The sequence below is a fragment of the Limnobacter sp. CACIAM 66H1 genome, from assembly GCF_001601825.1.
In the GTDB taxonomy this organism is placed as follows: Bacteria; Pseudomonadota; Gammaproteobacteria; order Burkholderiales; family Burkholderiaceae_B; genus Limnobacter.
The window spans coordinates 76,956-91,914 of record NZ_LUJK01000003.1 but is presented as its reverse complement, the minus strand read 5'-3'; the positions used below and the strand labels follow the sequence as shown (position 1 = coordinate 91,914).

At 50.7% G+C, this 14,959-nt stretch carries 11 protein-coding genes; 4 read left to right on the top strand and 7 right to left on the bottom strand.

What is annotated here, in order from left to right; genetic code table 11:
• Positions 1–42: 42 nt before the first annotated feature.
• On the bottom strand, positions 43–705 hold the full coding sequence (locus A0129_RS01680) for a glutathione binding-like protein (protein WP_291711823.1): 663 nt from the start codon (positions 703–705) through the stop codon (positions 43–45).
• Between the two features lie 105 nt (positions 706–810).
• Between A0129_RS01680 and A0129_RS01675 the strand changes: the two genes are divergently transcribed.
• Complete coding sequence (locus A0129_RS01675) at positions 811–2,409, top strand: hypothetical protein (RefSeq protein ID WP_291711821.1); 1,599 nt, start codon at positions 811–813, stop codon at positions 2,407–2,409.
• A gap of 6 nt (positions 2,410–2,415) precedes the next feature.
• Here the strand turns inward: A0129_RS01675 and A0129_RS01670 are convergent, their stop codons facing one another.
• Genes A0129_RS01670 through queF form a run of 6 tightly spaced genes read right to left on the bottom strand, consistent with a single transcriptional unit; the run spans position 2,416 to position 8,080 of the window.
• Positions 2,416–4,338, bottom strand: coding sequence for an ABC-F family ATP-binding cassette domain-containing protein (locus A0129_RS01670; RefSeq protein WP_291711818.1), 1,923 nt, complete (start codon positions 4,336–4,338; stop codon positions 2,416–2,418).
• Positions 4,339–4,347: 9 nt separating this feature from the next.
• Complete coding sequence (gene prmB / locus A0129_RS01665) at positions 4,348–5,262, bottom strand: 50S ribosomal protein L3 N(5)-glutamine methyltransferase (RefSeq protein WP_291711816.1); 915 nt, start codon at positions 5,260–5,262, stop codon at positions 4,348–4,350.
• The gene (locus A0129_RS01660) at positions 5,259–5,603 is read right to left on the bottom strand and encodes a Spx/MgsR family RNA polymerase-binding regulatory protein (protein WP_291711814.1); all 345 of its coding nucleotides are present in this window, start codon (positions 5,601–5,603) and stop codon (positions 5,259–5,261) included. The genes prmB and A0129_RS01660 overlap by 4 nt, the downstream gene beginning before the upstream one ends.
• A gap of 15 nt (positions 5,604–5,618) precedes the next feature.
• Positions 5,619–6,449 (bottom strand): 2,3,4,5-tetrahydropyridine-2,6-dicarboxylate N-succinyltransferase, encoded by an 831-nt coding sequence (gene dapD, locus A0129_RS01655; protein WP_291711811.1) that lies wholly within the window; start codon positions 6,447–6,449, stop codon positions 5,619–5,621.
• Positions 6,450–6,463: 14 nt separating this feature from the next.
• Positions 6,464–7,648 carry a succinyldiaminopimelate transaminase gene (gene dapC / locus A0129_RS01650; RefSeq protein ID WP_291711808.1) on the bottom strand — a complete coding sequence of 395 codons (1,185 nt, stop codon included), beginning with the start codon at positions 7,646–7,648 and terminating at the stop codon, positions 6,464–6,466.
• Between the two features lie 12 nt (positions 7,649–7,660).
• Complete coding sequence (gene queF, locus A0129_RS01645; protein ID WP_291711806.1) at positions 7,661–8,080, bottom strand: preQ(1) synthase; 420 nt, start codon at positions 8,078–8,080, stop codon at positions 7,661–7,663.
• 183 nt (positions 8,081–8,263) lie between these two features.
• On the opposite strand from queF, the gene smc reads away from it, so the two are divergent.
• The 3 genes from smc to ligA are packed head-to-tail and all read left to right on the top strand — an operon-like array spanning position 8,264 to position 14,939.
• Entirely contained in the window at positions 8,264–11,791 is a 3,528-nt protein-coding gene (gene smc, locus A0129_RS01640; RefSeq protein WP_291711803.1) for a chromosome segregation protein SMC, read from the top strand.
• Positions 11,788–12,870 carry a hypothetical protein gene (locus A0129_RS01635; protein WP_291711802.1) on the top strand — a complete coding sequence of 361 codons (1,083 nt, stop codon included), beginning with the start codon at positions 11,788–11,790 and terminating at the stop codon, positions 12,868–12,870. The genes smc and A0129_RS01635 overlap by 4 nt, the downstream gene beginning before the upstream one ends.
• Positions 12,867–14,939, top strand: coding sequence for an NAD-dependent DNA ligase LigA (gene ligA, locus A0129_RS01630; RefSeq protein WP_291711799.1), 2,073 nt, complete (start codon positions 12,867–12,869; stop codon positions 14,937–14,939). Before A0129_RS01635 ends, ligA begins: the two co-directional genes overlap by 4 nt.
• Positions 14,940–14,959 lie beyond the last annotated feature (20 nt).

Here is a 14,959-nt window from a genome sequence, read left to right as displayed (position 1 = left end):
TGACCGTAGTGTACTGAACAGTTTACAGATTGATAAGAACACTCATTCTAGATTTACACTCAAGGCTTTGATAACAGCTGGCCGGGCACTTAATTCTTCATACCATTTGTGCACTGCGGGATAGTCACTTAACTCAATTCCCTGGCGCTGCCAGCGATAAACCCAGGGATACAACGCCATGTCAGCAATTGAATAATTTTCTCCAGCGATGTAAGGGCAATTATTGAGCTGCTTGTTGATTACTTGGTATAGCCTTTTGGCCTCATTGGTATACCGGTTAATAGCATATTCAATTGGTTCAGGCGCGTAAATCCGAAAGTGATGTGCTTGCCCCAACATTGGGCCTACCCCACCCATTTGAAACATCAGCCATTGAATAATCGATAGACGCTCACGATAACTATTGCCGAAAAACTGACCGGTTTTCTCTGCCAGATAAATCAGAATGGCCCCACTTTCGAAGAGCTCGAACGGAGCGCCGTCAGGGCCGTGGGGATCGATAATTGCAGGTATTTTATTGTTGGGACTGAATTTCAGAAAATCGGGCTTGAATTGATCACCCTTGCCGATATCCACAGCGATAGGTTTCCACGCAAGGCCCATTTCCTCACAAGCGATGTGAATTTTGTAGCCGTTGGGAGTTGTCCAGGTATACACCTGAATCGGTTCATTCTGCGCAGTGTTCAATCGACGCTCTCCTGTCATGCAATTGGGCTAACACCTTCGTGTTAGGTCATTTCAAGGATACCTCACTCAATCTTGCCATGCGTATGCTAATGCTCACTGGAACAATTGAACCGAGATTTTGACATGCCGATTATCTGGACCAAAGCCACTCAAATAATGTACCGGTCGGTGCGTGCTGTTCTCGGTGCCTGGTTGGCGCTTGTCTCTCTGCCAGTTTTGAGTCTCGAAATATCGACACCCAAGGGAATACAGGAAATCGGCCAAACCCTTCACCTGAAAAGTACGGTCAGCAATCTGCCTGAAGGTGTTGAAACACAATTGCGATCGACCTGTTTAAAAGCGCGAACGAGTCCATTCGAAGGCATCCGGGGCAATCATGAGACCCAGTCATCTCGTGAAGTGTTGGTGAGCTTTGAACCGACGATTCGTCGGGGAGGGCTTCTGGAGTTCAAATCTGTGGCACCGGTGAATGATGCTGTGGTTGAAATGGAGTTGGTGTCGGAGTGTCCTTTGCTGGTGTTCAGGACAACATGGACATTAATCCTGAGACAAGGTGCTGAAGATCACAACGCTTTACCCGATTTGAACGAAGTTGGCTCAGTGTCTGCTTTCGACCCAAGAATGTCAGCGTTGCTGGCCAGTTCCAGGAAACCACCGCAACCCAAGGTCGAGTCAAATCCAGCCTGGTGGCATCAAGACGAAGAATTTCCAAGTCATATGAAGCAAGAGGGACTTGACGTCGCCAATTCGGCCCCTATAACTCAGACCGAACCTGTGAGCAGCCATGATGAAGCGTTGAAAGTAGCATCGCTGGATACTGGTTTGTTGGGCGCCGGATTAATAGAAAGCCGAAAAGAAAGCGGTGATACTTCCGGCGGGCTAGGTATGGTGGAATACAGCAGTGAAAGTGCGGTTCATCATTTACAACAGGATTTGTTGTTACCTGTAGCGCTTGGGTCTTTGGCTCTGTTGACGATGACTTTACTTTTCTACTGGAGGCATTCTCGCAAAAAAACGGCTGCTGTACCATGGCAAACTGCGCAGGTGCACAACGTTGATCAGGCCGTCATTTCGGAGCCTCAGGATGTGGCTGCAATCAGCCGCGAGCATGTCATGGCGTTTTCAACTGAGCCGTCTGCAATGTCAATTAGCAGCAATCGGGTTTTGGAGTCATTGATTGGGAATGACGACAAGAACTTTGATGAAGAGTTGCAAGCATCCGTTCGCGATGCACACACGGATGATCACAACCCTGCTTATCGCCCGTCCCTCAAAGTCAGTCTCGAGTTGATTAACCGGGCAGACATTCCAAGCTGGACTCTGCCTGCCTCTTATTTGCGGCTGGTGGAGTCGAGAAACAGATCACTTGAAATGCATCGAACGCTCGACGCTTTGTTGCTGCGAAGTCAAATTGGTCTGATTGAATTGGCTTTCCAGGATGCAAAACAGGGTCAGCTGACCCCGGCACAAGCCACACAGGAATTACTGGAGCAAGTTCTGGGAGATCGCTTGCGTGACACGGAATTCAAGCCAATTTTGTGCGTGCCTGATGTTGTTAAGAGTCATGTCCGAGCAAAAATGTGTGAGATAGCGGGCGCTGAAAAGCGCCAGATACTCCGCGATAACCTGGTGAATTTGAACACCCAGGTTGTTAATGTATCACTTTGCTTCAATTCAAACGCCTGGCGTGAATTTCTCAGCGAAGAGGGAATTCTGGATTAGCAATCACTAGTTTATTTTTGCAACGCCAAGGGATTCCTCCAACTGTTCGATTTCAAGCATCAGTTCCAACAGTTCAGTCTCGGCGATTTCAAGTCGAGTGCCGAGCAAATTGCGTTCATTGTGGAATTCAGCCGCTTTTTTTGAATCTTCGGGTTTGCTGTAGTCGCATTTGGCCAAAGCCTCATCCAGTTTGATCAATTTGGGCTGATCAATTTCAATTTGCTTCTCTAGTTTTTTAATCTGATTACCCAACTGTTTGATTCGCTGGCTCACAGCCTGCCTGTCGATGGGTGCTGAAACCGTCGTGGCTGATTTGTTGTTCGGATTGGATAGTTTTGCATTGCGGGTTTCTGTGCTGGTCTCTTTGCGAAGCAGCTCGGCATAATCATCGAGGTCTCCATCAAACTCGGTCACTGCACCTTGGTGAACGCGCCAAAAACGGTCGGTGATTGATTCCAGCAAGTGGCGGTCGTGAGACACCATGACCAAAGCACCCTCAAATTCAAGCAGGCTGCTAGCCAAGGCCTGGCGAGTGGCTATGTCCAAGTGGTTGGTGGGTTCATCCAGCAAGAGCAGGTTGGGGCGTTTGTAAGCCAAAAGGGCCAAAGCCAGACGAGACTTTTCACCACCTGAAAAACTGCCCACCAATTGCCGCACTTTATCGTCTCTAAAGTGATAGCGTGCGAGGAACTCCCGCGCCTTCTGTTCCGAAATTTGTCGTTCGAGGCGAGACATGTGCTGCAATGGCGTGGCATTCATGTCCAATGATTCAATTTGATCTTGAGCAAAGTAACCGTACACCAGCCCTTTGCCCTCAACCCGATCTCCACCCAACATCTCCAACTCGCCGACCAAGGTTTTAACCAAGGTGGTTTTGCCATTGCCGTTTGCACCCAGCAGACCGATTCGGTCGCCGGGACGAAGTTCAAGACTGATGTTTTTTAGAATGGGTGCTGCGCCTTCATAGCCACAATCACTTCGATTTAGCACCACCAATGGGTCTGGGCTCTTGTGCGGTTCCATAAACGGAATGGCGACATGTGGTTCGACTTGCAGGGTTTCAATCAACTTGATTTTTTCTAACCTTTTCACACGGCTCTGGGCCTGCTTGGCCTTGCTGGCCTTCGCTTTGAAACGATCTACAAATTTTTGCAGCTTTTCCATTTCACCAGCGGCTTTTTTATTGGCCTGGCTAACCTGATCTGCACGCTCGGCAAAAGCTCGCTCAAACGCAGAATAACCACCCGTGTACTTGGTCAGTTTTTCGCTATTAAGGTGTACTGTGTGGGTGCATACCTCATCGAGAAAGTCTCGATCATGGGAAACCAGAATTACCGTGCTGTTGACTTGCTTGATCCACTGCTCCAACCACACTACAGCCTCGATGTCGAGATGGTTGGTAGGCTCATCCAGCAAAATAAGATCGGCCCTCGAGCCCAGCACTTTGGCCAGGTTCAGGCGCATCTTCCAACCACCAGAAAATTCTCCGACTTTGCGTTGCAAGTCTTCGGTTTTAAAACCCAAGCCGTGAAGGATAGTTGCTACTCGGGCTTCTGCGGTGTAACCGTCCAGATTCTCTAGTTCTTCGTACAGGTGGCCAAGTTGTTCCATGTCGCCATGTTCTTCGACGGCGTGTATTTTCTGACGAACTTCGTGCAAAGCACGGTCACCCTCGAGTGCAAAATCGATCACGCTGAGATGATTGGCTGTGACCTCTTGATCGATCCAGGAGAGACGCCAAACCTTGGGTAGATCAATACTGCCCTGGTCAATGTGAAGTTCGCCGAGGAGGGCGCTAAGAAAACTGGACTTGCCGGCACCATTGTGACCAATCAAACCAACTTTTTCTCCGGGAAACAGTGTGAGTTCAGCATTGGTTAGAATGGGTTTGCTGCCCCGCGCAATACTGAGATTGTTAATTTGAATCATTGAATAGGGTTAGACCAAGTCTTCTTTGTTGAGCAAAAACACTTGTTCGTCACCTGCCGAGGTTTCAAGCCAAATGGGATTTAAATGCGGGAAGGCAGCCTCGAAGTGCAGTTTCTCATTGCCAAGTTCAACCACCAGAAAACCACCGTCTTTCAGGTGTTGGGGGGCTTGTTCAAGAATGTCATGAATCAGGTCCATGCCGCTGTCGCCACCAGCCAGAGCCATCCGCGGTTCGTGCAGGTACTCCGGCGGCAGTTTTTTCATGGAAGCCTCGTTGACATAAGGCGGATTCGTGAGGATGAAGTCGTATTGTTTGCCATCCAAATTCGAAAATAAATCGGATTCAATGGCGTGCACTCGCTGTTTCATGTCGTGCAGTTGAATGTTTTCTCGTGCAACCTTCAATGCCTCAGCAGACAAGTCGACGGCATCGACCTGCGCATTCTCGAACATATACGCTGCCAAAATAGCCAGACAACCAGAGCCTGTGCACATATCAAGAATATCGAAGGGCATTTCAGGGGCATTCACCCACGGTGTTAATTGGTCTGCCAGCAGTTCAGCAATGAAGGAGCGTGGGATGATGACCCGCTCGTCAACCTTGAATGAATGGCCTTGCAGCCATGCTTCGCCTGTGATGTAACTGGCGGGTTTGCGATCGACTACTCGTTGTGTAATGAAACGGGTCAACCGGTTGGTTTCGTGGCTGGTAACCCGTGCATCCCAAAACGGTCCAATGTCGCCAATCGGTAAACTAAGCGCGGACTGCACCATGTAAATCGCTTCGTCAAATGCATTGCTTGACCCGTGACCAAAATACACTTGTCCACGGCGCATTTCACTGACGTAAAACCGCACCCAGTCGCGAACCGTATGAAGTTCTTTGGGGTCGACTGCCATGTGTGCGGTGTGTTCCTGATTCATGAATTGCCTTTGCTGAAATCGGTTTGCCCAATACTAAGGACGCCATTTAACTCGACGACCGGGCGTTTAATAATGCTGGGGTATTCCAACAGAAGAGCCTTGGCACCCTCGGTCGACTTGGCTTTGCCTTGCAGGCTTTCATCCAGGCTGCGCCAAGTGGTGCCCTTTCGGTTGACGACTTTGTCCAGTCCAAAGGCACTTATCCATTCATCGAGCAATTGCGCGGGTACGCCATGCTTCTTGAAGTCGTGAAAAACAATTTCAATGTCATTGCTCTTCAGCGAAGCGATGGCTTTTTTCACGCTGTCGCAATTTGGAATTCCATATACTTTGGCTGTCATCCTGTCGGCTTCCCCTTACTCTGCATTGCGCAGCAGTTCATTGATACCAGTTTTGGCGCGTGTTTTCGCATCCACGCGCTTGACGATGACTGCGCAGTACAAACTGTACTTTCCGCAGGCGCTGGGCAATGAACCACTCACCACCACTGACCCGGCGGGAATTCGTCCGTACGTCACCTCACCCGTTTCGCGGTTGTAAATTTTGGTGCTCTGGCCGATGTACACACCCATAGAAATGACCGAGTTTTCTTCAACAATCACCCCTTCAACAACCTCGGAACGTGCGCCAATGAAGCAATTGTCTTCGATGATAGTGGGGTTGGCCTGCAGGGGTTCCAACACACCACCAATACCCACGCCACCGCTGAGGTGAACGTTTTTTCCGATTTGCGCGCACGAGCCCACAGTAGCCCACGTGTCGACCATGGTGCCTTCGTCCACATAGGCTCCAATGTTGACGTAGCTGGGCATTAGCACCACGTTTTTGGCAATAAAGCTTCCTCGGCGGGCCACGGCAGGCGGTACTACACGGAAGCCACCTTTCTTGAAGTCGTCCTCGGTGTAATCCACAAACTTGGTAGGCACCTTGTCGTAAAACTGGGTAAATCCACCAGCTGCCATCGGCTTGTTGTCTTCAAGGCGGAAGGAAAGCAGCACGGCTTTCTTGATCCATTGGTGTGTGACCCATTCGCCACTGTCCTTGGAACAAACACGCAATTCACCGCTGTTCAGCTTTTCAAGAACGTCGCCCACGGCGGCGCGAACGTCAGCGGGGGCAGATGAAGGGGAAATGTCTGCACGGTTTTCCCAAGCGGCTTCGATAATGGATTGATGATTTGTTGTCATGGTGATTTCCTGTGTCAGAGAGTATTTTTGATTCGGTTTGCTGCTTCGTTGCATTCAGCAAGGCTGGCCACCAGGGCGATTCGCACATGGTTACTGCCCGGGTTGAGACCATTTACCTCGCGGCCCAGATAACTTCCGGGCAACAGGGTAACATGCGCCTGCTCAAACAGCCTTTTGGCAAATGCGGTGTCGCTTTGATTCACATCAGCCCAAAAATAAAAGCCTGCGGGCGGAATATGTAGCTTGAGTTTGCCTTCAAGAATAGCGCTAAAGGATTTGAACTTCTCGGAGTACAAGCGCCTGTTTTCTGCCACATGTGCTTCGTCGTTCCAGGCAGCCAAGCTTGCCATTTGAATGGTGGTCGACATGGCTGAGCCGTGGTAGGTGCGGTAGCGAAGAAATGATTTGATCAGTTCGGCATCGCCAGCCACATAGCCAGAGCGAAGCCCCGGCGCATTGGATCGCTTGGATAAACTGGAGAATACAATCAGATTATTGTAATCCGACCTTCCCAAACGGCTCGCTGCCTCAAGCCCACCAATGGGCGCAGCGGTTCCATCGAGGTAAATTTCTGAATAGCACTCATCCGAGGCAATCACGATATTGTATTCGTCCGCCAAATCGAAGAGTTTTTGCCAATCCTCCAGCGAATACACCGAACCTGTAGGGTTGTTGGGTGAACATACGTACATCAGCTTTGTTTTGGCCAAAACGTCGGGGCTGAGCGCATGAAAATCAGAAAGTCCGCTGGTGGGGTCAATATTGACGAATACTGGTTCTGCACCACCTAAAAAAGTGGCTCCCTCGTATATTTGATAGAAAGGATTGGGAAAAACAACGTGGCTACCAACCTCACAGCCGTCCAACACGACCTGCGCGAAAGAGAACAAGGCCTCGCGAGAGCCCAGGATTGGCAAAACCTGAGTATCTGGGTCGATTAACGCGTCAAAACGGCGCAGTATCCAGTCTGATATCGCTTTTCTCAACACAGGCAGACCTTGTGTGCCCGGGTAAACCGCCAGGCCATCAAGATTGTCGATCAAGGCTTGTTTGATCAATTCGGGTGTAGGATGCTTTGGTTCACCGATGGATAGGTTGATGTGTGTCAAGCCGCCCGTGTGCTGGGCGTCCATGAACAGGGCCCTGAGGCGTTCAAAAGGATAAGGCTGAAGTTTGTCGAGATTTTTCAATCGGTTCACCGGAATTGCTGTTTAACCACGAGTCGGATTCATGGTCGAAATGGAGTCCAGTTCAACTTTTGGCAGAGGCTGAAAGCCAGCGTGACGATGTTCAGCCACAACCGTGGTGTATACGCCGCCCCGAACATACCATTTTGCAGTTAATTTCATGTAGCGTGGGTCTGTTGCCGCCACCAGATCATCCAGTATCTTGTTGGTTACTGCCTCGTGGAAGGCACCTTCCTCGCGGTAACTCCACATGTACATTTTCAGGCTTTTCAGCTCTACATTCTTTTGATTAGGCAAGTAGTCAATCACCAAGGTGGCAAAGTCAGGCTGCCCCGTCAATGGACAAAGACAAGTAAATTCAGGTACTTCGATGTGAACGTGGTAGGGCCGATCCGGGTTTGGATTCGGGAAAGTCTGCAAATCACGGCTGGGTTTGTTACTCATGCTTCTCTCTCGGGCCGTCAAGGCCTTTGGCCTTGTGGCGTTAAACAACTCAATCATCATGCCAACTAAGGGCGGTGGGCCGGCGTAAAGCGCAAAGGCTTTGCTATTATAAGGTCAGCGGGTTTTCAAGTTCCCGTGGGTTGAAGTTTTTATTCGTTCTATTGGTCTCATTTCCACTTCATCGTGCGATTAACTCACATACGTTTAGCTGGCTTTAAGTCATTTGTTGAACCAACGTCCTTTGCCGTGCCCAGTAATCTGGTGGGCGTGGTGGGGCCAAACGGCTGTGGCAAATCCAACATTATCGACGCCGTGCGCTGGGTGCTTGGTGAATCCAAGGCATCGGAGTTGCGTGGTGAGTCAATGCAAGACGTGATCTTCAATGGTTCGACTAACCGCAAAGCAGCCTCACGCGCCAGCGTCGAATTGGTGTTCGACAACACTGAAGGGCGGGCCGGTGGCAGCTGGAACCAATATTCGGAAATATCAGTGAAACGCGTGTTGACACGCGATGGCGCCTCAACTTACTACATTAATCAGCAGGCTGTTCGCCGCCGCGATGTTCAGGATATTTTCCTGGGTACCGGTCTAGGGCCACGTGCTTACGCGATTATTGGACAAGGCATGATTGCCCGAATTATTGAAGCGCGCCCGGAAGAACTGCGAATTTTTCTGGAAGAAGCTGCGGGGGTGTCCAAGTACAAGGAACGACGCAGGGAAACAGGCAATCGCTTGGCAGATACGCGCGACAACCTCACCCGTATCGAAGACATTCTTCGCGAATTGACCAGTCAGATTGAGCGATTGGAGCAGCAGGCTACGGTTGCCCGCCAATTCAAAGAACTTGAAGAGGCTAAAAACACCAAGCAGCGTCTGCTGTGGTACATCCGGTATTCGGAGGCACTGGAGCAGAAAAATACCGGTCAGGCCAAACTTGAACGCGCCAAGGCCGACCTTGAAGCCATTCAAAGCAGGTCCATCAGCACACAAACAGAGCTTTTTGCGGTGCGTGAAAGGCAGGTGGATGCCCAGCAACAGCTGGAGAACGACCAAACACAATGGATAGAAGCCAACCGCCAGGTTAGCCGTCTCGAAGCAGATTTGCGTGTCATGGCTGAATCGCGTGCCCGTTTGGGCGCCAGAGTGGCCGAGCTTGAACTTGAAATTCAAAATTGGACTGTACGACAGGAAGATGCCAAGGCTCGGTTGGAAGAGCTCAGCGGATCCACTGAGGAAATGCAAGCCGAGCTTGAAGAGCGGATCATAGCCCTCGAAGAGGCTGAGCTCGCAGTGGAACCGGTCGAGCAGGCCCTGCAGGCTGCCCGCTCCGCAGTGGACCAAGAGCGCGCTGGTGTCATGCAGATTCAGCAGGCACTGAGTCAGGTGTCTTCTCAACAAGAATCGGCGAGCCGTGCTGAAAGCGCCATTCAAGTGAAGCTGGACAGGCTTGAAAGTGAAAAACTACAAATCGCAGCGCCCTCTGCACATGAAATGGATGAGGTTCAATCCCGAGTTCGGTCACTTGAGCGCGAACTTGGCGATGCTGCGGGAAATCTCAATGAACTTGAGAATAAATTGGCAGCGGGTAGTGCTGAACTTGACCATGTTCAAGCCGCGTTCAATAACGAACGGGACAAACACGCCAACGCACAGGCCCAATTGCAAGCCTTGGAAAAATTGAATGAGCAACTTGCAGAAAGTGCAGAGTTAAAGCCTTGGATTGAAAGCAGTGGACTCAGCGACACCCCTCGTCTTTTGGGAAAGCTTCAGGTCGAACGCGGCTGGGAAAGAGCACTTGAATCGGCGTTACGTGAATCGTTGGACAGTTTTCAGGTGCGAACTCTTGACATGGTTGAGGGCTTTGCCAAACAACCACCTCCTGCGCGCGTCGCTTTCATGGAATCAATGAGTCAGGGTGGCAACTCGCACCTTTCTGTTGGACCCGAAGACCTGGCCAGTTTGGTGCGCAGTCCAGACTCGGCCATCCAGCAGTCCTTGATCCAATCATTGGCCGGTTACCTACTGGCGCCCGATTTACAAGCTGCGCTGGCAAAAAGGAAAAACCTGAAGCCAGGACAAAAGGTATTCACCCCTCAAGGACATTGTGTCAGTGCAACAGGTGTGTCTTTCTACGCCGCCGACAATGCTCAAAGCGGACGGCTTGAGCGACAACAGCAAATCGAAGCCTTGCGTACTGAAGTTCGTGCACTCGATATGCTAAAGAATGAATCGATGGCCAAGCGGGACCAGTTGCAATTACGGACCGGGGAGATCAAAGCCAATGTGGTTCAGGCGAGAAATCTCGTTGAAAGTTTGACCAAGAGACAGCACGAAGCGCAAGTACAACTGATTCGCCTGCAGGAACAGCAAAGTAGAGCAGACAGTCGCCGAGAACAAATTGGGCTGGACTTGGCGTTGTTGCAGAGTGAACTTGAGGAACAACGGGCCATTTTGCTGGAGTCAGAGGACAAATATGCAGAGTTGGATGAGCAGCTTGCGGTGGCCAGTGATGCGCTGGAAAGCCGAAAAGACAAAGTAACCGAGGCGGAGCAAGCGCTTCGTGACAAACAGGCGCAAGTGCAAAATGCGCTGCGCAGAAAGCAGGACGCTGAATTCAACATTCGCAACCAGGAATCACGCCAACGTGAATGTGAGCGAGACATCGCTTTTGCCAGCAGTCAAATTCAGCAAATTCAACAACGCAAACAACTGGCACTGGCGGAACTTGAGGGACTTTCAGAAACTGAAGGCCAAGAAGCGCTGCAAGCCGCCCTGGAAGAACGGGTAATCGCTGAAGAAAAGGTAGCAGTCTCCCGCGACGCGCTCGAACAGATCATGGCCAAGGTTTCCGAGCTTGAGCGTGCCGAGAAAGAGAGTGACAAGCTGGCAGATCCTCTGCGTGACGCGGTCCAAGATCTTGCATTGAAAATTCAGGCTGCAGAACTCACCATTGAACAGTACAAAAATTTGATGGATGAAGTACAGGCTGATGTAAACGAATTGGCCCACCAGTTCGTTGCCATGGAGGTGCCTCCCAAAGCATCGGTTCTCCAGGCTGAGGTCACCCGTCTTACCAATGGCATGCAAGAGTTGGGGGCAGTTAACCTGGCTGCGTTGGACGAATTGGCGGCGGCAACAGAGAGAAAGTCATTCCTTGATCAACAGGCTGCCGACCTGATGGAGGCGATGGAAACCCTTGAGGATGCAATTCGCAAAATTGACAAGGAAACACGTGATCTTCTTTCTGAAACCTTCGGTGTGGTTAACGGACACTTCTCACGCCTGTTCCCCAAACTATTTGGTGGGGGTGAGGCTCGACTGGTCATGACTGGCGATGAAATTCTTGATGCTGGCGTGCAAGTATTCGCCCAACCTCCAGGCAAGAAAAACGGCACTATTCACCTGTTATCCGGCGGCGAAAAGGCCCTGACGGCCACTGCGCTCGTTTTCGCGATCTTTGAACTCAACCCCGCACCGTTCTGCCTGCTCGACGAGGTCGATGCTCCGCTGGACGATGCAAACACCGAGCGCTTCACTCGCTTGGTCAAACAAATGTCTGAACAAACTCAGTTTTTGTTCATTTCCCACAATAAAATCGCCATGGAAATGGCGCAGCAGTTGATTGGCGTCACAATGCAGGAGAAAGGAGTTTCCCGCATTGTGGCTGTGGATCTAGCGGCTGCAGAAAAAATGGCAACGGAAACCGTATGAACGACTTACAACTCACCCTGCTCATTGTTGGGGGCGGTGGCATTGCTGCCATGATTGCTTACAACTGGTGGCAAGATTATCGGCTTCGTAAACAAGCCAGCGAGCGCTTTGGTGAAACCGACCAGGATCCGCTGCTGAATACAACCTCAATGAAATCCGGATTTGAACGCACCGAGCCTGGATTTTCTGGATTTCAGGATAAGGATTCGGTCAAGGAATTTGAAGAATCAGGCATTGAAGCCGGTTTAGATGCATCAGCAGACGACAGCCATTTGCAAAATGAACCGCAAATGGCGATCGATAAACGTTTGTTTGCAGATTTCATTATTCGTTTCGACGAAGACAAGGACGCGAACACTTGGAAAATGCTGGTCGATGGTCTGGAGCAAATTAACCGCAAACGCATTATCTATTCGGCCAGTCCCGACACAGCAGACAGCGCGGATACTTTGTGGTTTAAAGCAACGCCCTACGTGGGTACGGCAAGGTCTTTGAAAGCCAGTGTACAAATTGCCAATCGCAAGGGACCGTTAACCTCGATCGAGTTCTCTGAAGTACTTGGAAAATTCAGGCGGTTTGCCGAAGATCAAAATGCCGACATTGAGTTTCCGGAAATGAAAGAAGTTGTGGCCAAGGCGGAAACGCTGGATCAAGCCGCCGCAGCTCTGGATACCTTGCTCGGATTGCACTGTCTTTTGCCAGAGACTGTCCAGGAAAGTACAGCTGTGGATATTCTGGCTGTTGCTGGCTGGGTTCAAAAGGGTCATCAATGGTTTCTTAACGACGAGTCGGGCACATTGGCAAGCATGGTGATTCACAATGCTCCAGGCAAACGCCTGTTGAGTTTTAGCATTGATGTGCCCAATTCTTCCGAGCCAATCAAAGCACTGGGTGACATTGTCACCGTATGCCACGGCATGAATGAAAAGTTTGGTGCGCCGCTGATGGATGACTCCGGTAGAACCCTGAGCACACAGGCCATAGAGGGTATCTACAACCAGCTGATTGAACGGGTTCGCAATCTGAATGATTCTGGGTTCAAGCCTGGCGCTCCTGTGGCTCGCATTTTGTTTTCATGAGCAATCTGGACTTGTTTGAAAGCGGTTGCACCGATGACAATTCCGGTTCATCGGATGAGTCTCCAATCACGGCCATGCGGCGCCTGATTGATTTGCTGAACCGCTGGGAACATGCTTACTATGTGCTGGATGCGCCCGAAGTACCTGACTCTGAATACGACAAAGTTTACTTGGCACTTCAACAGCTCGAGCTTCGCCATCCCGATCTAATCCAGATAGATTCTCCCACCCAGCGTGTCGGCGGCAAGCCTGCAGATGGGTTTGAACAGGTTCGGCACCGCGTACCGATGTTGTCTTTGGGCAATGCTTTTGAAGACAGCGACGTGATCGCGTTTGATCGCCGAGTCAAAGAGCTGGCAGACCTGCCGACCGACACCACGATTGCTTATGCAGTTGATCCAAAGTTTGACGGTTTGGCGATATCCATCCATTACAAGAACGGGGTCTTCGAGCAGGCGATCACGCGTGGCGATGGGACTGTTGGCGAAGATGTATCTGCCAACGTAAAAACAATCCGAAGCTTGCCCCTGAAGTTAAGGGGAACCGCGATACCAGAGCACCTTGAAATTCGTGGCGAAATCTTCATGACCAAGAAAGATTTTCTGCTCATGAATCAGCGGCAGGCTGAACTCGGACTAAAAGTCTTTGCGAACCCGCGCAATGCCGCGGCGGGAACCATTCGGCAACTCGATCCCAAAGTAGCAGCGAGCCGACCTTTGCGATTTTATTGCTATGGTGCAGCCCTTGAACGGGAACAGCTGCGAGAACTCAAAACCCAATCATCGATGATGCGATGGCTTTCTGAAATGGGATTGCCTGTTTCAGAACTCAGTCAGACTGCCTTGGGTGCACAGGGACTGTTAACGTTCTATCGAACAGTGGGTGACCGTCGTGGTGCCTTGCCTTTTGAAATTGACGGTGTGGTTTACAAGGTCGATTCTTTTGATCTTCAGGATCAACTTGGATACGTTGCCAAAGCACCGCGCTTTGCGGTGGCTCACAAGTTTCCGCCCGATGAGGTGCTCAGTCGCCTCTTGAACATCGAGGTGCAGGTCGGCCGAACAGGCTCTATTACTCCTGTCGCAAAACTCGAACCCGTGAAAGTGGGTGGTGTGGTTGTGTCATCCGCCACTCTGCATAACCTCGATGAAATTCAACGCAAAGATTTGCGTGTGGGCGACCAGGTGTTGGTGCGTCGTGCGGGTGATGTTATTCCAGAGGTTCTTCCGTTTTCGGGCAATCAGCGCAACCCGGGCAGCTCGGCCTTTGTAATGCCAACACACTGCCCGATTTGCAACTCACTGGTGCGAAAAGAAGAGGGAGAGGCCGCCTTCAGGTGCACTGGTGGCCTGGTGTGTAAAGCCCAGCTCACCCAATCCATTATTCATTTTGCGCATCGCCGAGCAATCGATATTGAAGGGCTGGGCAGCAAGCTGGTTGAAGTATTGGTCGATAAAGAATGGGTTAAAACCCCGGCCGATCTGTTCCGGCTGGAATTTGATGCTCTGGTTCAGCTTGAGCGCATGGGCGAAAAATCCGCACGCAACTTACTCGACAGCATTGAAAAAGCCAAACAAACCACCTTTGGCAGATTTCTGTTCGGTTTGGGAATTAGACATGTGGGCGAGGCCACTGCCCGCGATTTGGCGGCGCACTTTGCTGATGTTGACCGACTGATGAACGCTACTGAAGAGGAACTGCTTGAAGTCAACGATGTCGGCCCGGTGGTGGCTGAGTCTATTCGTCAGTTCTTTGATGAACCAGCCAACCAGCAGGTTGTACGAGATTTGGTCTCACTCGGAGTGAGTTGGCCGACGGAGGAAATCAAGTTAACGGATGAATCACATCCGTTTTTTGGAAAAACATTTGTGCTTACAGGCACGCTTAGTCAGTACAGTCGGGATGAAGCTGGTGCCTTAATCTTGGCACGGGGCGGCAAAGTGACCGGCTCCGTATCCAAGAAAACGGACTATTTGTTGGCCGGGGAAGCTGCTGGCAGCAAATTGGACAAGGCTGCGGCCCTGGGAGTGACCGTACTTGATGAAAACACATTTCAAGGTATGCTTTGAGCTGTGGAACTGAACTGAAA

What these genes read in the sequence shown, in the direction of transcription:
- A0129_RS01680 (WP_291711823.1), bottom strand. Translation starts at nt 705, where the DNA reads ATGACAGGAGAGCGTCGATTGAACACTGCGCAGAATGAACCGATTCAG.
- A0129_RS01675 (WP_291711821.1), top strand. Translation starts at nt 811, where the DNA reads ATGCCGATTATCTGGACCAAAGCCACTCAAATAATGTACCGGTCGGTG.
- A0129_RS01670 (WP_291711818.1), bottom strand. Translation starts at nt 4,338, where the DNA reads ATGATTCAAATTAACAATCTCAGTATTGCGCGGGGCAGCAAACCCATT.
- prmB (WP_291711816.1), bottom strand. Translation starts at nt 5,262, where the DNA reads ATGAATCAGGAACACACCGCACACATGGCAGTCGACCCCAAAGAACTT.
- A0129_RS01660 (WP_291711814.1), bottom strand. Translation starts at nt 5,603, where the DNA reads ATGACAGCCAAAGTATATGGAATTCCAAATTGCGACAGCGTGAAAAAA.
- dapD (WP_291711811.1), bottom strand. Translation starts at nt 6,449, where the DNA reads ATGACAACAAATCATCAATCCATTATCGAAGCCGCTTGGGAAAACCGT.
- queF (WP_291711806.1), bottom strand. Translation starts at nt 8,080, where the DNA reads ATGAGTAACAAACCCAGCCGTGATTTGCAGACTTTCCCGAATCCAAAC.
- A0129_RS01635 (WP_291711802.1), top strand. Translation starts at nt 11,788, where the DNA reads ATGAACGACTTACAACTCACCCTGCTCATTGTTGGGGGCGGTGGCATT.
- ligA (WP_291711799.1), top strand. Translation starts at nt 12,867, where the DNA reads ATGAGCAATCTGGACTTGTTTGAAAGCGGTTGCACCGATGACAATTCC.